This window comes from Streptomyces desertarenae (assembly GCF_042681365.1).
In the GTDB taxonomy this organism is placed as follows: domain Bacteria; phylum Actinomycetota; class Actinomycetes; order Streptomycetales; family Streptomycetaceae; genus Streptomyces; species Streptomyces desertarenae.
The window spans coordinates 30,126-53,869 of the sequence record NZ_JBHUFU010000020.1; the positions used below are offsets into that span (position 1 = coordinate 30,126).

The window sequence follows — 23,744 nt, forward strand, 5'->3', positions numbered from 1 at the left end:
ATGCCCACTGCCAATGCTGAGAACGCCGTCGAGAACGCCGAGGACCAGGAGGCCGGCACCCGGATCTCCACGGCCCCCCGCGAGGACTCCGCGGTCGACGTCCCCGCCCTGGGCCCGGTGGGCTGGGCCCGCTGGTTCTGGCGGCAGCTCACCTCGATGCGGGTCGCGCTGATCCTGCTCTTCCTGCTCTCGCTCGCGGCCGTCCCCGGCTCGCTGATCCCGCAGAACGGCGCGGACCCCTTCGCCGTGCGGGACTTCAAGCGGCGCAACGGGACCCTGGCCGAGGTCTACGACAAGCTCCAGCTCTTCGACGTCTACAGCTCGGTGTGGTTCTCCGCGGTCTACATCCTGCTGTTCGTCTCGCTCATCGGCTGCATCGTGCCGCGGAGCTGGCAGTTCGTCGGCCAGCTCCGCTCCCGGCCGCCGCGCGCCCCGCGCCGGCTGACCCGGATGCCCGCCCACACCACCTGGCGCACCGGCGCCGAACCGGAGCGGGTGCTGGAGGCGGCGCGGGCGCTGCTGGGCGGGCGCCGCTTCCGCACGGACCTGACCGAGGAGCCCGGCGGCCCGGACGGGACCGGCCCCGGCGGCTCGGTCGCCGCCGAGAAGGGGTACCTGCGCGAGGCCGGCAACCTGGTCTTCCACATCTCGCTGATCGTGATGCTGCTCGCCTTCGCGGCGGGCCAGCTGTGGAACTCCGAGGGCGGCAAGCTCATCGTGGAGGGCGACGGGTTCTCCAACACGCTCGTCCACTACGACGACTTCACCTCCGGCTCGCTGTACGACACCGACGACCTGGACGTCTTCGGGTTCCGGCTGGAGGAGTTCGACGCCACCTTCGAGCGCACCGGCCCGCAGCGCGGCACCGCGCGCACCTTCCGCGCCGACGTCTCGTACTGGGAGGGCGCGGACGGCGCGGAGAAGAAGACCGCCATCGAGGTCAACCACCCGCTGAAGGTCGGCGACTCCAAGGTCTTCCTCGTCGGCCACGGCTACGCGCCGGTCGTCACCGTCACCGACGGGCAGGGCGAGGTGGCGTACCGGGGCCCGGTCCCGTTCCTGCCTCAGGAGAGCCTGGGCCTGACCTCCACGGGCGTCATCAAGGTCACCGACTACCGGAACAAGGACGGCGAGCGGGAGCAGCTCGGCTTCCAGGGCATCTTCACGCCCACCTACGGGATCGACGCCCGGCGCGGGCCGCACTCGACCTTCCCCGAGCTGGACTACCCGGTGCTCTCCCTCAACGCCTTCCACGGTGACCTGGGCGTCGACGCGGGCCTGCCGCAGAACGTCTACCAGCTCGACACCGACAAGATGGAGCAGTTCAAGGCCGAGGACGGCGACCTGTTCCGCGCCGACCTGCGCCCCGGCGAGTCCGTCGACCTGCCCGACGGCGCGGGCACGCTGACGTTCGAGCGCGTCGAGGAGTGGGCCAGCTTCCAGATCTCCCAGGAGCCGGGCGAGGGGTGGGCGCTGGGCGGCGCCATCGCCGCCGTGCTCGGCCTGGCGGGCTCGCTGTTCGTCCGGCGCCGCCGGGTGTGGGTCCGCGCCCGGCGCGGCGCGGACGGCACCACGGTGGTGGAGATGGCCGGCCTGGGCCGCAGCGAGTCCGCGCGGCTCCCCGAGGAACTGGGGGAGCTGGCCCTCGCGCTCCAGGACGACGCGCCGCCCGCGGCGGAGCCGCCCGCCCGGGAACCGGACCCCGGGGACCGGGACCGGGCCGGGGGGGACGGGTCCGGGACGGACCGGGCCGCACCGGCCGCCGGAGACCCGGCGGGGGAGACCACAGACGCACCGGCCGCCACGGAAGGCGCCGGACCCTCGTCACGAGGAGAGACCGAGTGAACATCGCCGTCGCAGCGAACGAGAGCCTCGCCGAGTTCAGCAACCTGCTGATCAGGTCGGCGATGGCCGTCTACGCCCTGGCCTTCGTCGCGCACATCGTGGAGTGGGTGTTCGGCAGCCGCAGCAGGGTGGCCCGCACGGCCGCCGCGCTCACCGCCGACGGGACCGGGAAGGGCACCGCGAAGGGGGCCGCCCGGGGGGCCGCCCCCGGCGGGGTCTCCGTCACCGTGCGGGGCTCCGGCGGCACCGGGGTGCTGGAACGGCCGAAGGTCGTCACCCGCTCCGGTCCGGGCCGCCGGGACGGCGTGCCGGACGGCCCGGGCGCGGCGGGCGGGGACGCCCAGGGCGACCTGTACGGCCGGATCGCCGTCTCCCTCACCGTCCTGGCGTTCCTGCTGCACTTCGGCGCGGTGCTCACCCGCGCCCTGTCGGTGCAGCGGGCGCCCTGGGGCAACATGTACGAGTTCTCGACGACCTTCTCCATGGTCGCCGTCGGCGCCTACCTCGGCTTCCTGGTCGCCCGGAAGAACGTCCGCTGGATCGGCCTGCCGCTGGTCACCACCGTGCTGCTCGACCTCGGCCTGGCCATCGTCGTCTTCTACACCGAGAGCGACCAGCTCGTCCCGGCGCTCGACTCGTACTGGATCTGGATCCACGTCTCGCTGGCGATCGTCTGCGGCGCGCTGTTCTACCTCGGCGCGGTCTCCACGCTGCTGTACCTGTTCCGGGACCGCTACGAGGCCAAGCTGGAGGCCGGCGGGAAGCCGGGCGCCTTCGCCACCTCGGTGCTGGAGCGGCTGCCCAGCGCGGCCTCCCTGGACGGCTTCGCCTACCGCATCAACGCCGCCGTCTTCCCGCTGTGGACCTTCACCATCATCGCGGGCGCGATCTGGGCCGAGAACGCCTGGGGCCGCTACTGGGGCTGGGACCCCAAGGAGACCTGGTCGTTCATCACCTGGGTCGGCTACGCCTGCTACCTGCACGCCCGCGCCACGGCGGGCTGGAAGGGGCGCCGGGCGGCCTACCTGGCGCTGATCTCGTTCCTGTGCTTCCTGTTCAACTACTACGGCGTCAACGTCTTCTTCGACGGCCTGCACTCCTACGGCGGGGTGTGACCGAAGGGCCCGGCCGCGGGAGGGGCACCCCTCAGGAGGCGGTGGGCGGGACGTCGTCCGGCCCGCCGCCCTCCTTCCCGCCCGGTCCGCGTCCGCCGTCCCCGTCCCGCTTCCGCTCCCCGCCGTCGTGCTCGCCGCCGTCGTCCCCGGCCTCCGGCTCCCGCTCCTTCCGCTCCGGCTCGGACTCCGGCCGCTCGGGGCGCCGGCCGCGCTCGTTGATGGACTTCAGGAAGTCGGGGTTGTCGTCCGGCGCCACCCAGCGGCGCTCGGCGGGCCGCACGGCGCCGTAGGGGGCGTTCCTGCGCGGACGTCCGACCGCGAACCAGGCGATGGGGCCGACCAGCACCGAGCCGAAGAGCAGGATGACGAACACCCACGCCAGCTTGGGCAGTTTGCGGGTCTCGTTCTCGGGCGTGTTCAGGCAGTCGATGAAGGCGTAGACCCACACCGCCAGGAGCAGGACGGTCGGAAGAAGCCTGAGCATGGGCAACGCTCCCTGGAAGCGGTAGTGCGGCGGGTGCCGGCCCCGTGGCCCACGGCCCGGGGCCGCCGGTCCGGGCCGGAGTGCGGCCCCGTGACACGCCCAGCGTAATGGGTGTCGGATACTTGCCCGTATGGCATACGACGATCTCCGCTCGCTGCTGCGGGCCCTGGAGCGCGACGGCGACCTCGTCCGGGTCAAGGCCGAGGTGGATCCCCACCTGGAGGTGGGGGAGATCGTCGACCGGGTCCAGAAGTCCGGCGGACCGGCCCTGCTCTTCGAGAACGTCCGCGGCACCGACCTCCCGCTGGCGATGAACGTGTACGGCACCGACCGCCGGCTGCTCAAGGCGCTGGGCCTGGCCTCCTACGACGAGATCACCGAGAAGATCGGCGGGCTGCTCAGGCCGGAGCTGCCGCAGGGGTTCGTCGGGATGCGCGAGGCGTTCGGCAAGCTGGGCGCGATGGCGCACGTGCCGCCGAAGAAGGTCAAGGAGGGACCCGTCCAGGACGTGGTGCTCACCGGCGACGACGTCGACCTGGAGAAGCTGCCCGCGCTGTTCACCTGGCCGAAGGACGGCGGCTCCTTCTTCAACCTGGGCCTGACCCACACCAAGGACCCGGAGACCGGCATCCGCAACCTGGGCCTGTACCGGCTCCAGCGCCACGACCGGCGCACCATCGGCATGCACTGGCAGATCCACAAGGACAGCCGCAACCACTACCAGGTCGCCGCCCGGCGCGGCGAGCGGCTGCCAGTGGCCATCGCCTTCGGCTGCCCGCCCGCGGTCACCTACGCCTCCACCGCGCCGCTGCCCGGCGACATCGACGAGTACCTGCTCGCCGGCTTCCTCCAGGGCAGGCGGGTGGAGATGGTGGACTGCAAGACGGTGCCGCTCCAGGTCCCGGCCCGCGCCGAGGTGGTGCTGGAGGGCTGGCTGGAGCCGGGGAAGACGCTGCCGGAGGGGCCCTTCGGCGACCACACCGGGTTCTACACCCCCCAGGAGGACTTCCCGGCGCTGACCGTCGACTGCGTCACCATGCGCAGGCGGCCGGTCTTCCAGTCGATCGTCGTCGGCCGCCCGCCGACGGAGGACGGACCGCTGGGGCGGGCCACGGAACGCTTCTTCCTGCCGCTGCTGAAGATCATCGTCCCGGACATCGTGGACTACCACCTCCCCGAGGCGGGCGGCTTCCACAACTGCGCGATCGTCTCGATCGACAAGAAGTACCCCAAGCACGCGCAGAAGGTGATGTCCGCCATCTGGGGCGCGCACATGATGTCGCTGACCAAGCTGATCATCGTGGTGGACTCCGACTGCGACGTCCACGACCTGCACGAGGTCGCCTGGCGGGCCCTGGGCAACACCGACTACTCCCGCGACCTGCTGCTCACCGAAGGCCCGGTCGACCACCTCGACCACGCCTCCTACCAGCAGTTCTGGGGCGGCAAGGCGGGGATCGACGCCACCGCCAAGTGGCCCGAGGAGGGCTACACCCGCGACGGCGGCTGGCCGGACATGGTGCTCTCCGACCCGGACACGGCCGACAAGGTCACCCGGCGCTGGCGGGAGTACGGGCTGTGAGCGCCGCCGCGGAGGGCGTCACCGGTCCCCAGCCGGCCTCCGGCGCGGGCCGGGTCAGGGCGTTCCTGCGGATGGTGATGATCGAGCACTCGGTCTTCGCCCTGCCGTTCGCCTACATGGCCTCGCTCACCGCGATGCTCCTGGACGACGGCGGCGTCCACTGGTGGGAGCTGCTGCTGGTCACCGTCGCGATGGTGAGCATGCGCACCTTCGCCATGGCCGCCAACCGGATCATCGACCGGGAGATCGACGCCCGCAACCCGCGCACCGCGGGCCGGGAGCTCGTCACCGGGGCGGTGTCGGTGCGCACCGCGTGGACGGGCGCCCTGATCGCCCTGGCCGTCTTCCTGGGCGCCGCGGCGCTGCTCAACCCGCTGTGCCTGGCGCTGGCGCCGCTCGCCGCGGTGCCGATGGTGGTCTATCCGTACGGGAAGCGGTTCACCGACTTCCCGCACGCCATTCTCGGGATCGCCCAGGCCGTGGGGCCCGTCGGCGCCTGGATCGCGGTCACCGGGGCGTGGTCGTGGGAGGCGGTGGTCCTCGGGCTGGCGGTCGGGATCTGGATCGGCGGCTTCGACCTGATCTACGCCTGCCAGGACGTGGCCGCCGACCGGGCGCACGGGGTGCGGTCCGTGCCGGCGCGCTTCGGCATCGCCGGGGCGCTGTACGGGGCGCGGGCCTGCCACGTGGCCACCGTGGCGCTGCTGGCCTGGTACGGGGCGCTGACGGGCGCCGGGGCGGCCTTCTGGGCGGGCCTGGCCGTCGTGGCGGCGGCCTTCGTCTACGAGCACTCCATCGTGCGGCCCGGCGACCTCTCCCGGCTGAACCGGGCGTTCTTCTCCGTCAACGGCTTCATCGGGATAGCCCTGTTCGTGTGCGCGCTGGCCGACCTGGTCGTCCGCGGCCTGACGGTGTGAGGGCGGAGCGCGCCGGGACGGGGCCGGGCGCGGCTCAGGGCACCGGCCGCCGGACCCGCCCGGCCGGCGCCGAGCGGCGGAACCAGAAGGCCGCCAGCACCCCGCCGATCAGCCCGAAGAGGTGGCCCTGCCAGGAGACGCCCTGGGCGGTGGGCAGCACGCCCCACAGGATCGAGCCGTAGAGCAGCACGACGGTGATGCCGACCGTTATGTCCAGCGCGTCCCGGTCGACGAACCCGCGCACCAGCAGATAGCCGAAGAGGCCGAACACCACGCCCGAGGCGCCCGCGGTGAGGGAGTTCTCCGGCGCGGTCAGCCAGACGCCGACGCCGCTGACGACGACGATCGTCAGGCAGACGGCCAGGAAGCGGGCGATGCCCCGCAGGGCCGCCAGGAAGCCCAGCACCAGCAGCGGCAGGCTGTTGGCCGCGACGTGGTCCCAGCCGAAGTGCAGGAACGCCGCCGGCACGACGTCGGCCAGTTCGCCGGTCTCGCGCGGCGAGACGCCGTAGGTGTCCAGGGAGTGGCCGGTGGCGACGTCGAACGCCTCCAGCAGCCACAGCAGCGCCACCCAGGAGAGCATCAGCACGCCCGCGGTCACCGCCCTGGAGGCGCGTGAGGGGCGGGCCGCCCCGGTCGTCGATCCGTACACCATCCGGTCCTCTCCCGGTCGGTCGCCGGTCCGGCGGGCCGTTCCCGCCGTCCCGTCGGTGATCTGCCCGCTTTCTCCGTCCCGTACGACAGGGGAACGCCGCGGACCGCCGCCGGAGTTCCACCGGTCCCGGCCGCCGGGGCCGTCAGCGGGCCCGGGAGCCCAGTTCCCCGTAGAGCACGGCGGCCATCACGTCCTGCGGATCCAGCCACCGGGCGCCCTCGGGTGCCTTCACCGCGACGGCCTCGCCGGGCGCGATGTCCAGGGCCAGCGGCAGCTCCCCGAGGCCGCCGGAGTCCTCCTCCCGCAGGAACTGCCCCAGGTCCACCACCATTCCCGTCAGGGTGCCGCCGCGCAGCTCCAGCACGACGGTGACCTCGCGGTCCGGGGCCTCCTCCAGCCAGGCGAAGCCGATGCCGCCCGCGCGCTCCTCCAGCGGTTCCAGCGCCGCGGAGAGGTCGCCGGCCACCGCGCGGGCGGGCAGGGAGACGGCGATGCGCTCGGCGCCGTCCGCACGCCCGGCGTCGCGGAACCCCGCGTGCCGGTCCAGGGCGCGGCGCACCGAACGGATCAGGCGGTGCTGGGCCTCGGCGCTCTGGAGCAGGTCCACGCTGTTGGCCAGCCGCTGGGCGCGCTCGCCGTACTTGCCGCCCACCGCGCGGGCGAAGTGGTCGAACTCCTCGGGGTCGATCTGCACCCACCGGCCCCGGAACAGGTCGCGGGCCGCGGCGAGGGAGGGCGGCAGACCGTCCGCCGACGCGGCCAGCGAGGCGGCCTGCACCACGGTGTCGTGGCGGCCGCCGGTCTCGCCGGCCAGCCCGGTCCAGTCGGCGCGGACGTAGAAGTCGGTGCCTATCGACCGGCAGCCGGCCAGGTCCGGGCCGCCGAAGCCCAGGGACGCGGCGGTGTCGAGGCGGTCCCCGTCGCCGACGTCCTTCAGAGGGCGGTCGGCGCCGACGGAGAGCGCCACCTCGGCGCGGGCCAGCAGCCGGGCGTCGGCGCGGGAGACGGCGGGCCGGGTGCCGCGTCCGTGGCCGCGGCGGAGGAACTCGTGTATCCGCCCGGCCGGAGCCTCGATGCGCGCGGTCACCGACACCGCCTCCCACTCCCCGAGCCGGTCGAGGGACTGCCGCGCCCGGGTCTCCGCGTCGGCCTTCCCGGAGCCGCCGCAGGCGGCGGAGACGGCGAGCAGGAGGGCGCAGCCGGCGGCGGCCAGGCTCTTGCGGATGACGGTCATACGACGATCCAACTACTCGGAGGGCGGGAACGGCCAGGGTCCAGGGTGCACCGGTAGGTGCGGGGGCGGGGGGCGGCGCGGCGGCCGTTAGGCTCGGTGCCGTGGGAGACAGTGTGCGACGGCCGTGGATCGTCGGTGTGTCCGGGGCGTCCGGGACGCCGTACGCCGCCTCGGTGCTGCGGGCGCTGCTGGCGGCCGGGGAGGACGTGGACCTGGTGGTCAGCCGGGCCTCCCGGCTGACGCTGCTGGACGAGACCGGGCACCCCTTCCGCGACGCCCACTGGCGCGACGACCTGCGCCGCTGGCTGTCCCGCGGCGCGGACGGCAGCCCCGACGCCTACGAGGTGGCGGCCGGGGAGCCCGGCGCGGACGTCCTCGCCCTCACCGTCCGCGGCCCCGGCCTCGACGGCGGCGCGGCCGGCGGCACCGTGCGGTACTGGCCGGCCGGCGACCTGGCCGCCGGGCCGTCGTCGGGCTCGTATCCGGCCAGGGGCATGGCCGTCGTCCCGGCCTCCACCGCCTCCGTCGCGGGGATCGCCCTGGGCCTGTCCAAGGACCTGCTCCAGCGCACCGCGAGCGTCACCCTCAAGGAGCGCCGCCCGCTGGTCGTCGCCGTCCGCGAGACGCCCCTGAACGGTCAGACGCTCCGGCACATGGTCGCCCTCGACGAGGCCGGCGCCGTGGTGCTGCCCGCCTCCCCGGCGTTCTACGCGGGCGCGGTCCACATCCGGGACCTGGTGGACTTCGTGGCGGGCCGGGTGCTGGACGCGATGGATGTCCCCCACACGCTCTACCGCCGATGGAAAGGCGAGTTGGGGGCCGCACAGGGTCAGTCGTAGGGCCGTATCCCCGTATGCCTTAGATTCGATCAGGGAAACTCGGAAGACGACGGCACCGGCACATCGACGGCACTGGCGACGGCACCGGCGGCCCCCGACGGCACCGGCGGCGCGGAAGACGGAAGGCACCAGACGCATGGACGCGGTGGACAGGCAGCTCATCCAGGCGCTGCGCGAGAACGGCAGGGCCTCCTACGCCGAACTGGGCCGGCTCGTCGGCCTCTCCGGCCCCAGCGTGACCGACCGCATCAACCGCCTGGAGGCGGCCGGGGTGATCACCGGCTACCGGGCGACGGTGGACGCGCCCTCGCTGGGCCTGGGCGTCACCGCGCTGATCGGCATCCAGCTCTCGGACGCCGTGGACCACGAGGACGTGGTGGACCGGCTGCGGGACCTGGCCGAGATCGAGGACTGCTGGTTCATCGCCGGGGACGACTCCTTCATGCTCAAGGTCCGCGCCACCGACGTGGACGGCCTGGAGCGGACGATCCGCCGCCTCTCGGGCACCAAGGGCGTCTCCCGGACCCGCACCACCATCGTGCTCTCCACCAAGTGGGAGAACCGCGTCGGCGAGCTCCCCGAGACCGAGGGCGACGGCCGCTGACCCACACCGGACGGGGTCCCGGCCCACGGCCGGAGGGGGCAGGCGTAGGCTCGTCGGGCCGCCCCCCGCGGACGGCCGCAGGACCCGCAACCCCCGCACACAGGAACAAGGAGGCGGCGACGCATGGACGCTGGGCTCAAGCGTGAGCTGGAGGAGAAGGTCCGTGCGGGCGAACGGCTGACCCGCGAGGACGGCATCGCCCTGTACGAGTCCGACGACCTGGCCTGGCTGGGCGGTCTCGCCCACGAGGTGCGCACCAGGCTCAACGGCGACGTCGTCCACTTCAACATCAACCGCCACCTGAACATGACCAACGTGTGCACGGCCTCGTGCGCCTACTGCTCCTTCCAGCGCAAGCCGGGGGAGAAGGACGCGTACACCATGCGCATCGAGGAGGCCGTGCGGCTGGCCAAGGCGATGGAGGGCGAGAACCTCACCGAGCTCCACATCGTCAACGGCCTGCACCCCACCCTGCCCTGGCGGTACTACCCGCGCTCGCTGCGGGAGCTGAAGAAGGCCCTGCCGCAGGTGTCGCTGAAGGCGTTCACCGCCACCGAGATCCACCACTTCGAGACGATCTCGGGCCTGTCGGCGTCGGAGATCCTCGACGAGCTGATCGACGCCGGCCTGGAGTCGCTGACCGGCGGCGGCGCGGAGATCTTCGACTGGGAGGTGCGGCAGCACATCGTCGACCACCGCACCCACTGGGAGGACTGGTCGCGCATCCACCGCCTGGCGCACGAGAAGGGCCTCAAGACGCCCTGCACGATGCTGTACGGGCACATCGAGGAGCCCCGCCACCGGGTGGACCACGTGCTGCGGCTGCGCGAGCTCCAGGACGAGACCGGCGGCTTCCAGGTCTTCATCCCGCTGCGCTACCAGCACGACTTCGTCGACATGAAGGACGGCAAGATCCGCAACCGCCTCCAGGCCCGCACCACGATGGCCACCGGCGCGGAGGCGCTGAAGACCTTCGCCGTCTCCCGGCTGCTGTTCGACAACGTGCCCCACGTGAAGGTGTTCTGGGTGATGCACGGCGTGCAGACCGCCCAGCTCGCCCTCCAGCACGGCGCGGACGACATGGACGGCTCGGTCGTCGAGTACAAGATCACGCACGACGCGGACAACTACGGCACCCCCGACAAGCTCACCCGCGAGGACCTGCTGGAGCTGATCCGCGACGCCGGGTTCCGCCCCGTCGAGCGCAACACCCGCTATGAGGTCATCCGCGAGTACGACGGCCCCGACCCGGCGCGGCGCGAGTCCCCGCAGCCGATGCGGATCTGAGCGGGCGGGCGAGGAGACGGGAGGCGGCACGGTGGCACTGCGGTACGTACTCGACCCGCCGGTCGACCGGCGGCTGACCGAGGACGTGTGCGCTCTGTGGGCGGACGTGGTCAACGCCGGCGGCGCCGTCGGCTTCGTGCCGCCCGTCACCGCCGGGGACGTCCGCCCCGAGGCCGTCCGGCACCTGGTGGCGATGGCCGAGGGGCGGGCGCGGCTGCTGGCGGCGCTCGACGAGGACGGGAGGTTGGCGGGCACCGCCTTCCTCACGCTGAATTCACACCGGTTGATGCGACACTGGGTGTGGCTGTACACCGTGATGCTGCACCCCGACCGCCAGGGCCGGGGCGAGGGCCGGGCGCTGATGGCCGCCGCGGCCGACGCCGCCGCGGGCCTGGAGGGCGTCCGGGGCATCCGGCTCACCTGCCGCGGCGGGCTCGGGCTGGAGCGCTTCTACGAGTCGTGCGGCTACAAGGAGGTCGGCAGGGTTCCCGGCGCCATCAGGGTCGCGGACGACGACTTCCGGGACGACATCACCATGTGGCTCCAGCTCCGCTGACCGGGCCGCACCGAAAGGACCACAACCGTGACCAGCACTCCGGAGACCGGCACCCCGAAGGACGCGCCGGACACGGCACCGAAGGCCGTCGAGGGCGCCGCGGCCGCCACCGCGGCGGACACCGCGCCGGTCCGCCGCACCCCGCACGCCGCGCTCCGCTACACGGCCCTGCGGCTGGGCGTCTTCGCCGCCTGCTTCGTGGTCGTCGCGGTGCTCGCCTACGTCGGTGTCCTGCCCGAGGCGATCGGCAGGGCCAACCCGCTGTGGCTGCTGATGCTCGCCATGGTCGTCTCCGCGCCGCTCAGCCTCGTGCTGCTGCGCCGGCAGCGCGACGAGATGTCCGTGCAGATCGCCGAGCGCGTGGACCGCGCCAAGCAGCGGCTGGCCGCCAACCAGAGCCAGGAGGACGGGGCCGCCTGAGCCCGCCGGCCACGGCCGGGGCCCGCCCCCGGTCCGTGCGCCCCCCCGTGATCCGTATCACGCCCCTCGCGTGCGCCCCGCCGGGAATGCCCTTCCCCGGCGGGGCGTTGTGCGTCGGCGTACGCCGCTCTCCCGGGAGGTTCCGGTAGGGCACCACCAGCCCAGTGCTAGCGTTGAGGACCGTGACGACAGCAGCCCGCACCCCTTCCCAGGCCAGGAGCACCATGCTCGTGGCCCGGCTGCACGTCGACCTCTGCCGCTGTCTGTCGGCGGCCTGTCGCCGCTGAGTCGGCGCCCCGCCCGCGGCCGGACGGTCCTCCGGCGCGCTCTTCCCCCTTTCCGAGTTTTCCGGGACCGTCGAGTTCTCGGCACGAACCGAGAACGCCGAGAACTCCGTCCCCCGATGTCTCACCGGAGTGTGTCCGTGTCCTCCAACGCGTCATCCAGCACGGCCGGCAACCCCGGCGCGCAGGCCCCGCAGAAGAGCCGAATACGCCTGCCCAGAGTGCCGTTCTGGGCCCAGATCCTGCTGGGCCTGGTGCTCGGCGCCCTGCTCGGCTGGGCCGCCCGCAGCGGCGACATCGCCTGGCTGGGCACCGCCCTGGACAGGATCGGCGGCACCTTCGTCCAGCTGCTGAAGCTGGCCGTCGGCCCGCTGGTGTTCTTCGCGATCACCGTCTCGATCACCAACCTGCGGAACGTCTCGGGCGCCGCCCGGCTGGCCACCCGCACCCTGCTGTGGTTCATGGCCACTTCGCTGATCGCCGTCGCGATCGGCCTGGGCATCGGCCTGCTGACCGACCCCGGCCAGGGCACCGGCCTCTCCCCGAAGGACGGCGCCCGGCCCGAGAGCTCCGGCTCCTGGCTGGACTTCCTGACCGGGATCGTCCCCAAGGACGTGATCACACCGTTCACCGAGCTGAACGTCCTGCAGATCGTCTTCATGGCCGCCGTCGCCGGCATCGCCGCGCTGCGCATCGGTGAGAAGGCCGAGCCGCTGCTCTCCTTCGCCGAGGCCGCGCTCGCCCTGCTCCAGAAGGCCCTGTGGTGGGTCATCCGGCTCGCCCCGCTGGGCACCCTCGGCCTGATCGGCCGTGCGATCAACGAGTACGGCTGGAACCTGATCGGCCAGTACGCGACCTTCACCGCCGACGTCTACGTCGGCTCCCTGCTGGTGATGTTCGGCGTCTACCCGCTGCTGCTGGCGACGGTCGCCCGGGTCAACCCGCTGCAGTTCTTCCGCGGCGCCTGGCCGGCCATCCAGCTCGCCTTCGTCTCCCGTTCCTCGGTCGGCACCATGCCGCTGACCCAGAAGGTCACCGAGCGGCTGGGCGTGCCGAAGGAGTACGCCTCGTTCGCCGTCCCGTTCGGCGCCACGACCAAGATGGACGGCTGCGCCGCGGTCTACCCCGCGCTCGCCGCGATCTTCGTCGCGGAGATCTTCGGGGTCACCCTGGGCATCGGCGACTACCTGCTGATCGCGTTCGTCTCGGTCATCGGCTCGGCCGCCACCGCGGGCCTGACCGGCGCCACGGTGATGACCACGCTGACCCTCTCCACCCTCGGCCTGCCGCTGGAGGGCGTGGGTCTGCTGCTGGCGATCGACCCGATCCTGGACATGATCCGGACCGCCACCAACGTCGCCGGCCAGGCCGTCGTCCCCGTCCTGGTCTCGGCCCGCGAGAAGATCCTCGACCTGGACGCCTTCCACAGCGCCCGGAGCTTCGACATCGACGAGGCCGACAGCGACGCCGGCCCCGGGCCGGAGGGCGCCGACGGCGCCGGCCGCCGCCGCGGCGGCCCGGCCACCGCCACCGCCTGATCCGCCGGCCGCGCAACCGGTCCCACCGGTTCCGCCGGCCCCGGCACGACGGGCCCCGCCCCTCCCGACCCCGCACGGGGACCGGGAGGGGCGGGGCCCGCCGGCGTTCCGGCACCCGCGGCGCCCGGAGGGCCGCAGGCAGGAGCCCGCCGGTGCGGCCGGACGGACGGCCCGCCCCCGCGGGTGCCCGTCCCCCCGCGCGTCCGGGCAAAGGCAGGAGCCCCCGCCGGGGGCGGGGGCTCCTTGGGTACTTCTTATCCGGTCGTCTGCCGGCGCCGTGCCGCCTCGGCGAGGCGGGCGCCGACACGGCCAGGGTTCTGGCCGAGCCGGGGCAACTCAGGCCGCGGTGACGTTCTCCGCCTGCGGACCCTTCGGGCCCTGCGTCACGTCGAAGGTGACCGCCTGGTTCTCCTCCAGGGAACGGAAACCGTTCGCGTTGATCGCGGAGTAGTGAACGAACACATCGGGACCGCCGCCGTCCTGGGCGATGAAACCAAAGCCCTTTTCGGCGTTGAACCACTTGACGGTTCCGGTAGCCATAAGCCCTCCTTGGGCCTATAAGGGTTGCCCTGCTCCAGAACCCCGTAAAGAACTCTGAAAACGACGAGAGCCCGCGGTCACATGCTCCGCAGGCTCTGTACTGCAAGGGAAACCAAACTGCAACTTGCTTCGACTTTAGCACGGTGCCCCCGGGAGCGGAAGGGAGATCGGGAAGTGGTGCACCCGTCCGGGTGAGTACCCGGCGAAGTCCCCGGTCAGGGCCCTCCGGCCTGCACCGGACCCACCCTCCCGACCCGCGGGACGCCCCGTCCGAGCCCCGCGGCGGACGCCTCCGGGCCGCGGGGATAGCCTCGCCGGGTGGAAACAACTGCCTCGGACCAGCCCGTCGCCGACCCCCTCCGCAGGCGGCCCCGTGTCGGGCACATCCAGTTCCTCAACTGCCTGCCCCTGTACTGGGGCCTGGCCCGCACCGGCACCCTGCTCGACCTGGAACTCACCAAGGACACCCCGGAGAAACTGAGCGAACAGCTGGTGGACGGGACACTCGACATCGGTCCCGTGACCCTGGTGGAATTCCTCCGCAACGCCGGCCGGCTGGTCGCCCTGCCCGACATCGCGGTGGGCTGCGACGGCCCGGTGATGTCCTGCGTCATCGTCTCCAAGGGGCCGCTGGAGGCCCTCGACGGCGAGCGCGTCGCCCTGGGCTCCACCTCCCGCACCTCGGTGCGGCTGGCCCAGCTGCTCCTCGCCGAGCGGTACGGCCTGGCCCCCGACTACTACACCTGCCCGCCCGACCTCGGCCTGATGATGCAGGAGGCCCAGGCCGCCGTGCTGATCGGCGACGCCGCCCTGCGCGCCTCCCTCCACGACGCGCCCCGGCTCGGACTCCGGGTCCACGACCTGGGCCAGATGTGGAAGGAGTGGACGGGCCTGCCCTTCGTCTTCGCGGTCTGGGCGGTCCGCCGCGACTACCTGGAGCGCGAGCCGGAGACCGTCCGCGAGGTCCACCGGGCCTTCCTCGCCTCCCGCGACCTGTCCCTGGAGGAGGTCGGCAAGGTGGCCGAGCAGGCGGCCCGCTGGGAGGCGTTCGACGCCGAGCTGCTGGAACGCTACTTCACCACGCTGGACTTCCGGCTGGGCCGGGAGCAGCTCGGCGGCATAGCCGAATTCGCCCGCCGCACCGGGCCCGCCACCGGATACCCGGCCGACGTGCGCGTCGAACTCCTGAGCTGAGGCCGCGGTTCGACGGGGAGGACGAGGACACGCAGCCGCTGGAGGCGGACGACCCCCGAACCGTCGGCGCGTACCGGCTGCTGGGCCGTCGACGGACACGGGCCGCTGCCCGAGCGCACCGTGCGGGCGCTGGGCGCTGGCCGCTGGGCGCCGGGCTCGCCGAGGCCCTGGCCGCCGCCCACGGGCTCGGCCTGGTGCACCGGGACGCCAAGCCCCCGGCTGGAGGCCGAGCAGGAGCCGCCGCCCGCCGGGCCCATGCGCCCCGGCCCCCTCCCCCGTACCTGCCTCGGCGGCGCCGGGGCACTGAGCCTCCACCGACTTGAAGGCGCAGGCCGAAGGGCCGGTGTGACCCGTGCTCGGGGGACTCACTCCGGTCGTGGCCGGCAGTCCGCGGAGAAGACCGTTCGTGGGGAGCCGCTCCCCTTGGAGCTCGTAACGCGATCACGATCCGGTCTTCTCGAGGCGTGTGGAGCAGACGAGGCTGCAAGTCAACGAGAGGAGGGCGCCGTGGAGTTCGACACGTTGTTCCAGCGGACCGCGAGGCGTTTGAACCGGTGGAGCAGGGCGAAGGTCCACTCGGCGACTGGCGGAGCCTGCCTGGGCCCTTGATGTTCGGGGAGCCCTTGCGGGGGATCGGCGCCTGGATGCAGCGGCGTCGCAGCTCACGCGCACAGCCTTCGAGACGTACGCCTTGTCGCGGTTCGCCGGCCGTGCGCGCCCCGAAGGCGCGATGTCCTTCGGGGCGCGCGGCAGGGGTTCGGGTTCAGGCGTTGTAGCCGCCGTGGGCGTCCAGTACCGCGCCCGTGACGTACGACGCGGCGGGGCTCGCCAGGAAGGCGATCGCCGCGGCGATTTCGCCGGGGTGCCCCATGCGTTGCAGAGACAGCGAGCTGACCAGGGCATCGAGGGTCTCGGGGTCCGGCGGTTGCATGCCGCCCTCCATCAGCCCGGCCTCCACGACGTTGGCCGTGATGTTCCGGGGTCCGAGGTCGCGTGCGACGCCCATGGTGTACCTCTCGATCCCGGACTTGGTCGCCGCGTAGTCGGCAAGACCGGGGGCGCCGACCCGGGAGCCCAGTCCGGAACTCACCGTGATGATGCGGCCGCCCTCGCGCAGCACTCGGGAGGCGGCCCGGATGACGGCGATCACGCCGAGGTAGTTGGTGGCGTGCATCCGGTCCAGTGCGGCGGTGTCGGCGTCCGGGTCGTCCACCGTGCCGGCCACGGAGATCGCCGCGTTGTTGACGAGGATGTCCAGGCCGCCGAAGTGCGCGACCACGTCGTCGATCAGCGCCGGCGCCCGGCTCGTGTCTGCCTGGTCGGACTGGAAGGCGACGGCCTTGGCTCCCTTGCCATGCACCTCGTCGACGACGGCCTGCGCCTGCTTCTCGGAGCTGACGTAGGTGAAGGCGACGTCGGCGCCCTGCTCGGCCAGCAGCCGTACGGTCGCGGCTCCCAGTCCGCGCGACCCCCCGGTGACCAAGGCGACCTTGCCCATGAGTGGCTTGCTCATTCTTCTCACCTCGTTGATTGACCCTTCCCGGCGGTCGCAACACTAATTGTTACGACAAGGTGTTGCAACCTTTGTTGTTACGACCGCACCGTCGTAACATAAAGCGTTGCGGCCGAGAGGAGGGCTTCATGAGTGCCAACAGCAGGTTGACCATTGCCGCCCACGCGCTGGCCTGGATCGGTCTCTACCAGCGCCAGGGCCATGAGGTCGCCACCTCCGAGCAGATCGCGACCAGCGCGAACACCAACCCCGTGGTGATCAGGCGGCTGCTCGGCGAGCTGCGCAGGGCCGGGCTCGTGGAGTCCCGGCGGGGCGTGGGCGCGGGCTGGTCGCTGGCGCGCGAGCTGGAGTCGATAACCCTGCTCGACGTGTACGAGGCAGTGGAACCCGGCCCGCTGTTCGCGATGCACCGCGCCACCCCGGACCAGGGATGCGTGGTGGGTTACGGCATCCAGCCGGCGATGCAGAGCATCTACGAGGGCATCGAGGAGACCCTGAGACACGAGCTGGCCCGCGTCACGCTCGAGGACGTACTCCGGGGCGTACTCGCGGCACCTCGCTAGCCCCCCGTTACGCCTTGACATCACCAAGATCCCCATCGACGCCCAAGCCAGTGAACAGCCTGGCAACCAGTCACGCCGATGACGGTTGCGCCATCTCTCGCTCCAGGACCATCTTGTCGGTTCGCACTCACCGTGACCGGACGGCCTTCCAGGATCCGATGCATGCTGGATCCCGAGCTGCTGGAACGGATCACCACGCGGCGCGCGGAGCCGGACGAACTCGAAGAACAGCCGGCCAAGCAGCCGGCGGAGGCGCGGGCCACCCCGAAGGGGAGCTCACCAGGGTGGAATGACCGTCCGGGCGGACGGGCCTGACCGGTCGGAGTACCGCCGGACCCCTGGCGTACGCTGGGTCGGGCGCTGTGCCAGGACGCGCCGGACCGACCCGAAAGGACCTCCCCGGTGACCGAGAACGCCGACCTGACGTCCGTACTCGACCACGCCGCCGGAGGCGGGCGGATCAGTGCGGAAGAGGCGTTGGAGCTCTACCGGCACGCCCCGCTGCACGCGCTGGGCCGGGCCGCCGACGCGGCGCGCCGCCGCCGGTACGCGGGCACCGAGCACATCGCCACGTACATCATCGAGCGGAACATCAACTACACCAACGTCTGCGTGACCGCCTGCAGGTTCTGCGCGTTCTACGCCGCCCCCAAGGACACCGCCAAGGGCTGGACGCGCGACCTGGACGACATCCTGCGCCGCTGCGAGGAGACGGTGGCCCTCGGCGGCACCCAGATCATGTTCCAGGGCGGGCACCACCCCGACTTCGGCGTGGAGTACTACGAGGAGCACTTCTCGGCGATCAAGAAGCGCTTCCCGGAGCTGGTGATCCACTCGCTGGGCGCCTCCGAGGTCGAGCACATGGCCCGGGTCTCGGGCGTGACGGTCGAGGAGGCCATCACCCGCATCCGCGACGCGGGCCTGGACTCCTTCGCCGGGGCCGGCGCCGAACTGCTGCCGGAGCGCCCGCGCAAGGCGATCGCGCCGCTGAAGGAGTCCGGCGAACGCTGGCTGGAGATCATGGAGACCGCCCACCGGCTGGGTGTGGAGTCCACCTCCACGATGCTGATGGGCACCGGCGAGACCAACGCCGAGCGGATCGAGCACCTGCGGATGATCCGCGACGTGCAGGACCGCACCGGCGGCTTCCGCGCCTTCATCCCGTACACCTACCAGCCGGAGAACAACCACCTCAAGGGCCGCACCCAGGCGACGATCTTCGAGTACCTGCGCATCCTGGCCGTCGCCCGGCTCTTCCTGGACAACGTCGCCCACATCCAGGGCTCGTGGCTGACGACGGGCAAGGAGGTCGGCCAGCTCTCCCTGCACTACGGCGCGGACGACCTGGGCTCGGTGATGCTGGAGGAGAACGTCGTCTCCTCCGCCGGGGCGAAGCACCGCTCCAACCGCATGGAGCTGATCGACCTCATCCGCAAGGCCGGCCGCGTCCCGGCGCAGCGCTCGACGACGTACGAGCACCTGGTGGTCCACGACGACCCGGCGAACGACCCGGTGGACGACCGTGTCGTCTCCCACCTGTCCTCCACCGCCATCGAGGGCGGCACGGCCCACCCGGAGCTCAGGCTCCTCGGCGCCGACTGACCCGGCCGTGCCCACCCTCCACGCCCCGCTCGCCGTCCGCCTCACCGAGGACGGCGAGCCGCTGCCCGGGCACGCGGTGGCGGTCGAGGGCAACCACGTCACGGCGATCGGACCCCTGGACGAACTGGAAGCGGCACACCCGGGGGCCCGGATCCGCCGCTGGCCCGGCACCCTGGGTCCCGGCCGCTGCGCGGCCGACGCGGCGGCGTGGCTGGAAGCCGCCTACCACCCCGATCCGCGCGAGGCCGGCGCCCTCGGCACGGAACCGCTGACCGGTGCCGCCCTGGCCGCTCTGGACATGGACGAGACCCGCTGGGGCGCCAGCGCCCGCCGCGGCCTTCAGCGCCTGCTGAGCGAGGGCGCCACGTCCCTCGTCGGCCCCTTCACCCGCCCCGCCGTCCGCACGGCCGTCCGGCGCTCGGGCCTGACCGTCCTCCCGTCCCCCCGCCCGTCCGTCCTCTCCCCGGGCGGCCGCGCGGACTTCGCCGTCCACGACGCCGACGGCCTCTGCCTGGCCACGTCCCTCGCCGGCCGCCTGCTCCACCGCCGCGCCTGAGCGGTTCACTTCCGCACCCAGTGCGGCGGCGGGCGGCCGTCCGTGCCGTTCGCCCTCTCCGGGGCGTACACCGTGCCGTGCGACTTCTCCCTCGGGATGCTGCGGGAGGGGAAGAGGCGCGAGCCGTGGATGCCGTTCACCGCAGGCGACGCGACGCGGCTGCCGTTCGCGGACGACGTGTTCGACCTGGTCATGGCCAGAATGCGTGGCCGGAAAACATAGGCGGGCGTACTCAGGCACGGAGCGCATCCGCGCTGCTACGTTCCCTGCGGATCGACCGCCGTACTGTCAGGGGGACGGAGACCGTGGGGTTCGCGGACGAATGGACGACCGTCGGGACGCGCTTGAACGGGGCGCAGACGAGGGGCGGGACACCGACGGGTGGCGGTGGCGTACCCGACTTGGACATCGACACGGCGGCGTTGCGGGACCTCGCGAAGAAGACGGGGACGCTGCACGGGCGGATGACCACCGCTCTCGCCGGGTTGGAAAAGGCGCACGCCGGGCTGGCCGCTGCGACCGAAGGCTTCACCTGCACGGGAACACTGGGGAAAGTGCGCAGCAGTTGGGAGGGTCGGCTGCGGGACGTGCGCAGCGAGTGCGCGCGCCTGAGGACGGCCTTCGCCAACGCGGCGGGGGCCCACGACGGCAACGAGGCCGACATCAAGGAGAAGATGGCCCCGCAGTCGGCGAAGCCCTCCTGGCACGACGGTCGCCCCAGATCCCCCATCGCGGACTTCTCGTGAGAAGAGTGACGCGGGGATGGTGACGGTCGCCCAGTTGCGGGACTTGAAGCGGTCGCAGTAAGAGAAGGCGGCCGACGGCTGGAAGAAGATCAGTGACCAGGCCAAGGCGGACATGGACTGGGCGGACCAGCAGATGCTCGCCAAAATCCGGGCGCAGGAGGGCAATACCAAGGACGCGGCCTTCAAGGCTCTGGAGAGACTCAGCCGCAACTACCAGTACATCCAGGTGGAGTGCGGGCTGATCCAGACGGCCCTGAACGGTCTGGCCGATGACCTCGGCGAGCCGCAGCGGAAGTTGAAGCGAGCGTTGGGCGACGCCGAGGCGAACGGGCTGACCGTCGGCGACGACGGCTCGGTCGCCTACCCGGCGGCCAAGGGACTGGACGGCAAGGAGGTGCCGGGCGGCACGGTCCGCGGGCGGACCAGCGACCTGTTCGAGGAGCGCACCCGCCCGGTCACCCCGGCCATGCCCAACGCCGGACGGCTCGAGGTCGGAGCGAACCCGAAGAAGCGCCTGGCCGAGGACATCAGCGCGGCTGTCCTCGGCGCGCTGGACGACGCCCGGCGAATCGACGAGCAGTACGCGAAGATCTTGTCCAAGCTCACCGCCGAGCGAGGACTGAAGGTCGGAAGCGCCCAGTGGGCGGATGCCGGATCCGACCGCCGGGTGGTTCACAAGGCCGTTGGCGACAACTACGAGAAGAACGGCATCCCTCAGGGCAAGTCCCCGGAAGAGAACGCCAAGTGGTGGAAGGCGCTTTCCGCCGATGAGCGGGATGCCTACGTGTCCCTGTATCCGGCGAGCGTCGGCGCCCTCGACGGCCTCCCGGCCGAGGTTCGCGACAGTGCCAACCGTGTGGTGCTCAACGAGGAACAGGCCCGCACCGCCGACGCGCTGGCCAAGCACCTGACCCGGGAGCCGGAAAGGTACCGCTCCGTCTCGGTGAAGGGTGAGACGGCGAGGGTGGAGAACTCCGACTGGCGGGAGTGGGAAGAGGAGCGAAAGCGGCTGGACGAGCTGGGCAAGGGTATGAGGGCCATCGAGAACCGTTTCGACCAGACGGGCAAGAACGGCCTGCCCGAGGCCTACCTCCTCGGATTCGACACAAAGAACCTGGGCCACGCTGTCATCGCCAACGGCAACCCCGACACCGCCGACCACACAGCCGTGTTCGTGCCGGGGACAGGGGCGCGCTTGGGGGACATCCAAACCGGGATGGATCGTTCCAGCGCACTATGGACCGAAAGTTCCAAGCTGGCTCCGGAGGAGGATGTATCCACCATCGCCTGGTATGGATACGATGCTCCGCAGAACGTGATTACAGAATCGCCTCTCAGTCGCTACGCCGACGACGCCGCCCCCAGGTTGAACCAATTTATGAATGGGCTCGATGCCTCTCATGCCAGAGATTCAGAAAGCCACACCACAGTGGTGAGTCACAGCTACGGCACCACGGTTGTGGGCTCTGCGGCACGTCAAGGGGAACTGAACACGGACGACGTGATATTTGCCGGAAGCCCTGGCGTTCAAGTCGGCAAGGCATCCGAAATGGACGTACCCGAGGGGCATGTGTGGAGCCAGCGAGCCGATGAAGATGACATGGTGGTGGAAATCGGCCGCTGGGGTCACGGTGGACACGATGTGAGGTTGGGTGGCGGCGCTTTCATCACCCCGAGTGATGAGTTGTTCGGGGCGAACCGCATGGCGACCGATACGGAGGGGCATAGCGGTTATTGGGACTACAACGACGATAGCAAGCGGTCCTCGGAGAGTCTCCTCAATCAAGCGCGAGTGATCTCCGGAAATTACAATGAGGTGACTTATGACTGAGGCATCGCCTTCGTTTCGTCGGGGCAAAAGTTTTCCAGTTGGTCTCGTCGGATTCCTCACTGTCGTCTTGGCTCTGAATGGATGTGGGAATGTGAGGGAAAGAGAGGGTGCCGTTGAACCGCCGAAGTCGAGTCGTTCGGTGATGCATCCCGAATCCGCCGTTGAGGAGGCCAAGGAAATTTCGAGCAGAGCTTTGGATGTATCCGGGGTCAGGGGGAAGGTAAGTCCGGCCGGTCCTATCGTGAGGACCGACGGGCAGCATGAGGGAAACTACTACGTGCATCATGCCTGGTCGGTCGCCGGAGCCTCTCCGGCCGCCATTAAGGAAGGCATGGAGGAATTGCGCAGAAAACTACCCGAAGAAGGCTGGTCCATCGAGAAGTACGGGAGAGCGAACTCCAAGGCCCGGCAGCTTCAACTCGAAGTCTTCCATGAAGACCGGAAATACCTGATGCAGGTCGAGGAGCTTATCAGGAGCGAAAGAGGGGATAAACACACTGCATCCGGGCGCCCCAGGGAAGACCTTTTGTCTTTCACCGTGATGTCTCCCACCTACAAGTCTCCCGAGGGAGTCAGCCCTCATGGCGGGTGACCTGCGCCCAGTGCCGCCAAGGCGCTGATGTCGGGTTCTGCACATGGGTGGGGTGGACGAAAAATCTAGGGCAAACCGCGGCATGGGGCGTGGTCTGGACCACGCCGGCACAGCGGGCGTCGTCGTGCTCGCGGGACGAGGTACGGATGCCGCTCGCGTCACCGCCCGCTTCCCGCGGACGGCGGTCGGTCCGATGTCGGTGCCGTTCAGGGCCGGTTCGAGCGCCCTGCGACGCTGTTCCTGTTCCCAGCGGACGGCCTCTCCGTGGGCCCGCCGGAAACAGTTCTTCTCGGAGGGTTTTACGGGAAGTGCGTGAAGCGGGACTCGTGCGCACGGGGCCGGAGCTGAGTCCGTCGTCGACGGTCCGGGAGCGGTAGCCGGAGGCGGCCCGATCCGCAGGGCGCCCTCCGCCGGGGCGGAGGAGCTCGGGCCGGCCCGTACCGGGGCGCTCCGGGGGGTACGGCGAGACCCTGCCACAATGGCCGGGTGACGCGAGCCTCGCTGGACAAGCAGCCCCACGAAGTCGCCGCGATGTTCGACAAGGTGGCGGCCCGGTACGACCTCACCAACGACGTGCTGTCCCTGGGGCAGACGCGCCTGTGGCGGCGGGCGGTCGCCCGTGCCGTGGACGCGCGGCCGGGGGAGCGGGTGCTGGACCTGGCGGCCGGGACGGGGACGTCGTCCGTGCCGTTCGCCCTCTCCGGGGCGTACACCGTGCCGTGCGACTTCTCCCTCGGGATGCTGCGGGAGGGGAAGAGGCGCGAGCCGTGGATGCCGTTCACCGCAGGCGACGCGACGCGACTGCCGTTCGCGGACGACGTGTTCGACGCCGTCACCATCTCCTTCGGGCTGCGGAACGTCCACGACACCGACGCCGCGCTGCGCGAGATGCTGCGGGTGACCAAGCCCGGCGGACGCGTGGTGATCTGCGAGTTCAGCCATCCCGTCTGGGCACCGCTGCGCACCGCCTACACCGAGTACCTGATGCAGGCCCTGCCGCCGCTGGCGACCGCCGTGTCCAGCAACCCGGACGCCTACGTCTACCTCGCCGAGTCCATCCGCGCCTGGCCGGACCAGCCCGCCCTGGCCCGCCGGCTCCAGGACGCGGGCTGGACGAGGGTGGCCTGGCGGAACCTGACGGGCGGGATCGTCGCCCTGCACCGGGGGTTCGCCGCCTAGGGCGACGCGGAGGCGGCCACAGGCCGAGGCGGTGGCGGACCGCCGCCACCTTCGGCACGGGCGCGGCG

The 23,744-nt window shown here is 71.5% G+C and carries 24 protein-coding genes and 1 pseudogene; 20 read left to right on the forward strand and 5 right to left on the reverse strand.

What is annotated here, in order from left to right; all coding sequences use genetic code 11:
* Together resB and ccsB are read left to right on the forward strand one after the other, a co-directional pair.
* Positions 1-1,845 carry a cytochrome c biogenesis protein ResB gene (gene resB / locus ACFSJS_RS24750; RefSeq protein ID WP_380904117.1) on the forward strand — a complete coding sequence of 615 codons (1,845 nt, stop codon included), beginning with the start codon at positions 1-3 and terminating at the stop codon, positions 1,843-1,845.
* The gene (gene ccsB / locus ACFSJS_RS24755; RefSeq protein WP_380904119.1) at positions 1,842-2,960 is read left to right on the forward strand and encodes a c-type cytochrome biogenesis protein CcsB; all 1,119 of its coding nucleotides are present in this window, start codon (positions 1,842-1,844) and stop codon (positions 2,958-2,960) included. Before resB ends, ccsB begins: the two co-directional genes overlap by 4 nt.
* A 31-nt stretch (positions 2,961-2,991) precedes the next feature.
* Here ccsB and ACFSJS_RS24760 read toward each other — a convergent pair whose 3' ends face one another.
* Positions 2,992-3,444, reverse strand: coding sequence for a PLD nuclease N-terminal domain-containing protein (locus ACFSJS_RS24760; protein ID WP_380904121.1), 453 nt, complete (start codon positions 3,442-3,444; stop codon positions 2,992-2,994).
* 130 nt (positions 3,445-3,574) lie between these two features.
* Here ACFSJS_RS24760 and ACFSJS_RS24765 point away from each other — a divergent pair, with 130 nt between their 5' ends.
* Together ACFSJS_RS24765 and mqnP are read left to right on the forward strand one after the other, a co-directional pair.
* Positions 3,575-5,026: a menaquinone biosynthesis decarboxylase gene (locus ACFSJS_RS24765; RefSeq protein WP_380904123.1), complete on the forward strand. Its 1,452-nt coding sequence runs from the start codon at positions 3,575-3,577 to the stop codon at positions 5,024-5,026.
* The gene (mqnP, locus tag ACFSJS_RS24770; protein ID WP_380904125.1) at positions 5,023-5,943 is read left to right on the forward strand and encodes a menaquinone biosynthesis prenyltransferase MqnP; all 921 of its coding nucleotides are present in this window, start codon (positions 5,023-5,025) and stop codon (positions 5,941-5,943) included. The genes ACFSJS_RS24765 and mqnP overlap by 4 nt, the downstream gene beginning before the upstream one ends.
* A gap of 34 nt (positions 5,944-5,977) precedes the next feature.
* Here mqnP and ACFSJS_RS24775 read toward each other — a convergent pair whose 3' ends face one another.
* Together ACFSJS_RS24775 and ACFSJS_RS24780 are read right to left on the reverse strand one after the other, a co-directional pair.
* Positions 5,978-6,598 (reverse strand): rhomboid family intramembrane serine protease, encoded by a 621-nt coding sequence (locus tag ACFSJS_RS24775; protein WP_380904127.1) that lies wholly within the window; start codon positions 6,596-6,598, stop codon positions 5,978-5,980.
* 142 nt (positions 6,599-6,740) lie between these two features.
* Entirely contained in the window at positions 6,741-7,832 is a 1,092-nt protein-coding gene (locus tag ACFSJS_RS24780) for a hypothetical protein (RefSeq protein WP_380904129.1), read from the reverse strand.
* A gap of 101 nt (positions 7,833-7,933) precedes the next feature.
* Here ACFSJS_RS24780 and ACFSJS_RS24785 point away from each other — a divergent pair, with 101 nt between their 5' ends.
* The 6 genes from ACFSJS_RS24785 to ACFSJS_RS24810 all read left to right on the forward strand — a co-directional run bounded on the left by ACFSJS_RS24785 (position 7,934) and on the right by ACFSJS_RS24810 (position 13,360).
* Positions 7,934-8,671, forward strand: a complete 738-nt coding sequence (locus ACFSJS_RS24785) for a UbiX family flavin prenyltransferase (protein WP_380904131.1) — start codon at positions 7,934-7,936, stop codon at positions 8,669-8,671.
* A gap of 136 nt (positions 8,672-8,807) precedes the next feature.
* Positions 8,808-9,275 carry an Lrp/AsnC family transcriptional regulator gene (locus tag ACFSJS_RS24790; RefSeq protein WP_380904133.1) on the forward strand — a complete coding sequence of 156 codons (468 nt, stop codon included), beginning with the start codon at positions 8,808-8,810 and terminating at the stop codon, positions 9,273-9,275.
* A gap of 123 nt (positions 9,276-9,398) precedes the next feature.
* Positions 9,399-10,562 (forward strand): aminofutalosine synthase MqnE, encoded by a 1,164-nt coding sequence (gene mqnE / locus ACFSJS_RS24795; RefSeq protein ID WP_380904135.1) that lies wholly within the window; start codon positions 9,399-9,401, stop codon positions 10,560-10,562.
* Positions 10,563-10,593: 31 nt separating this feature from the next.
* Positions 10,594-11,118, forward strand: a complete 525-nt coding sequence (locus ACFSJS_RS24800) for a GNAT family N-acetyltransferase (protein WP_380904137.1) — start codon at positions 10,594-10,596, stop codon at positions 11,116-11,118.
* 27 nt (positions 11,119-11,145) lie between these two features.
* Positions 11,146-11,538 (forward strand): DUF4229 domain-containing protein, encoded by a 393-nt coding sequence (locus ACFSJS_RS24805; RefSeq protein WP_380904139.1) that lies wholly within the window; start codon positions 11,146-11,148, stop codon positions 11,536-11,538.
* A gap of 403 nt (positions 11,539-11,941) precedes the next feature.
* A complete protein-coding gene (locus ACFSJS_RS24810; RefSeq protein ID WP_380904141.1) occupies positions 11,942-13,360 on the forward strand; it encodes a dicarboxylate/amino acid:cation symporter in 1,419 nt (472 codons plus the stop codon).
* A gap of 336 nt (positions 13,361-13,696) precedes the next feature.
* Here ACFSJS_RS24810 and ACFSJS_RS24815 read toward each other — a convergent pair whose 3' ends face one another.
* On the reverse strand, positions 13,697-13,900 hold the full coding sequence (locus tag ACFSJS_RS24815; protein WP_093660436.1) for a cold-shock protein: 204 nt from the start codon (positions 13,898-13,900) through the stop codon (positions 13,697-13,699).
* Between the two features lie 318 nt (positions 13,901-14,218).
* Between ACFSJS_RS24815 and ACFSJS_RS24820 the strand changes: the two genes are divergently transcribed.
* Positions 14,219-15,094, forward strand: coding sequence for a menaquinone biosynthetic enzyme MqnA/MqnD family protein (locus ACFSJS_RS24820; protein WP_380904144.1), 876 nt, complete (start codon positions 14,219-14,221; stop codon positions 15,092-15,094).
* Between the two features lie 763 nt (positions 15,095-15,857).
* On the opposite strand, the gene ACFSJS_RS24825 is transcribed toward ACFSJS_RS24820, so the two are convergent.
* The gene (locus ACFSJS_RS24825; protein ID WP_380904146.1) at positions 15,858-16,607 is read right to left on the reverse strand and encodes an SDR family NAD(P)-dependent oxidoreductase; all 750 of its coding nucleotides are present in this window, start codon (positions 16,605-16,607) and stop codon (positions 15,858-15,860) included.
* Between the two features lie 128 nt (positions 16,608-16,735).
* Here ACFSJS_RS24825 and ACFSJS_RS24830 point away from each other — a divergent pair, with 128 nt between their 5' ends.
* The 9 genes and pseudogenes from ACFSJS_RS24830 (at position 16,736) to ACFSJS_RS24870 (ending at position 23,676) form a co-directional block, all read left to right on the forward strand.
* Complete coding sequence (locus tag ACFSJS_RS24830) at positions 16,736-17,170, forward strand: Rrf2 family transcriptional regulator (protein ID WP_380904148.1); 435 nt, start codon at positions 16,736-16,738, stop codon at positions 17,168-17,170.
* 162 nt (positions 17,171-17,332) lie between these two features.
* The gene (locus ACFSJS_RS24835; protein WP_380904150.1) at positions 17,333-17,485 is read left to right on the forward strand and encodes a hypothetical protein; all 153 of its coding nucleotides are present in this window, start codon (positions 17,333-17,335) and stop codon (positions 17,483-17,485) included.
* Between the two features lie 87 nt (positions 17,486-17,572).
* Complete coding sequence (gene mqnC, locus ACFSJS_RS24840) at positions 17,573-18,772, forward strand: cyclic dehypoxanthinyl futalosine synthase (RefSeq protein ID WP_380904152.1); 1,200 nt, start codon at positions 17,573-17,575, stop codon at positions 18,770-18,772.
* Positions 18,773-18,779: 7 nt separating this feature from the next.
* Positions 18,780-19,328: an imidazolonepropionase-like domain-containing protein gene (locus tag ACFSJS_RS24845; RefSeq protein WP_380904154.1), complete on the forward strand. Its 549-nt coding sequence runs from the start codon at positions 18,780-18,782 to the stop codon at positions 19,326-19,328.
* A 24-nt stretch (positions 19,329-19,352) separates the two neighbouring features.
* Positions 19,353-19,520: pseudogene (locus ACFSJS_RS24850) on the forward strand (methyltransferase domain-containing protein); the annotation flags it as partial.
* 209 nt (positions 19,521-19,729) lie between these two features.
* The gene (locus ACFSJS_RS24855; RefSeq protein ID WP_380904156.1) at positions 19,730-20,074 is read left to right on the forward strand and encodes a hypothetical protein; all 345 of its coding nucleotides are present in this window, start codon (positions 19,730-19,732) and stop codon (positions 20,072-20,074) included.
* A 112-nt stretch (positions 20,075-20,186) separates the two neighbouring features.
* Complete coding sequence (locus ACFSJS_RS24860; protein ID WP_380904158.1) at positions 20,187-21,905, forward strand: alpha/beta hydrolase; 1,719 nt, start codon at positions 20,187-20,189, stop codon at positions 21,903-21,905.
* On the forward strand, positions 21,898-22,497 hold the full coding sequence (locus tag ACFSJS_RS24865) for a hypothetical protein (protein WP_380904160.1): 600 nt from the start codon (positions 21,898-21,900) through the stop codon (positions 22,495-22,497). The genes ACFSJS_RS24860 and ACFSJS_RS24865 overlap by 8 nt, the downstream gene beginning before the upstream one ends.
* 486 nt (positions 22,498-22,983) lie before the next feature.
* On the forward strand, positions 22,984-23,676 hold the full coding sequence (locus tag ACFSJS_RS24870) for a demethylmenaquinone methyltransferase (protein ID WP_380904162.1): 693 nt from the start codon (positions 22,984-22,986) through the stop codon (positions 23,674-23,676).
* Positions 23,677-23,744: the final 68 nt, after the last annotated feature.

Bases quoted from the DNA above. Each gene is read 5' to 3' on its own strand.
- resB (WP_380904117.1), top strand. From the start codon at position 1: ATGCCCACTGCCAATGCTGAGAACGCCGTCGAGAACGCCGAGGACCAG.
- ACFSJS_RS24760 (WP_380904121.1), bottom strand. From the start codon at position 3,444: ATGCTCAGGCTTCTTCCGACCGTCCTGCTCCTGGCGGTGTGGGTCTAC.
- ACFSJS_RS24765 (WP_380904123.1), top strand. From the start codon at position 3,575: ATGGCATACGACGATCTCCGCTCGCTGCTGCGGGCCCTGGAGCGCGAC.
- ACFSJS_RS24775 (WP_380904127.1), bottom strand. From the start codon at position 6,598: ATGGTGTACGGATCGACGACCGGGGCGGCCCGCCCCTCACGCGCCTCC.
- ACFSJS_RS24780 (WP_380904129.1), bottom strand. From the start codon at position 7,832: ATGACCGTCATCCGCAAGAGCCTGGCCGCCGCCGGCTGCGCCCTCCTG.
- ACFSJS_RS24790 (WP_380904133.1), top strand. From the start codon at position 8,808: ATGGACGCGGTGGACAGGCAGCTCATCCAGGCGCTGCGCGAGAACGGC.
- mqnE (WP_380904135.1), top strand. From the start codon at position 9,399: ATGGACGCTGGGCTCAAGCGTGAGCTGGAGGAGAAGGTCCGTGCGGGC.
- ACFSJS_RS24810 (WP_380904141.1), top strand. From the start codon at position 11,942: ATGTCTCACCGGAGTGTGTCCGTGTCCTCCAACGCGTCATCCAGCACG.
- ACFSJS_RS24815 (WP_093660436.1), bottom strand. From the start codon at position 13,900: ATGGCTACCGGAACCGTCAAGTGGTTCAACGCCGAAAAGGGCTTTGGT.
- ACFSJS_RS24825 (WP_380904146.1), bottom strand. From the start codon at position 16,607: ATGAGCAAGCCACTCATGGGCAAGGTCGCCTTGGTCACCGGGGGGTCG.
- ACFSJS_RS24830 (WP_380904148.1), top strand. From the start codon at position 16,736: ATGAGTGCCAACAGCAGGTTGACCATTGCCGCCCACGCGCTGGCCTGG.
- ACFSJS_RS24835 (WP_380904150.1), top strand. From the start codon at position 17,333: ATGCTGGATCCCGAGCTGCTGGAACGGATCACCACGCGGCGCGCGGAG.
- ACFSJS_RS24860 (WP_380904158.1), top strand. From the start codon at position 20,187: ATGGACTGGGCGGACCAGCAGATGCTCGCCAAAATCCGGGCGCAGGAG.
- ACFSJS_RS24865 (WP_380904160.1), top strand. From the start codon at position 21,898: ATGACTGAGGCATCGCCTTCGTTTCGTCGGGGCAAAAGTTTTCCAGTT.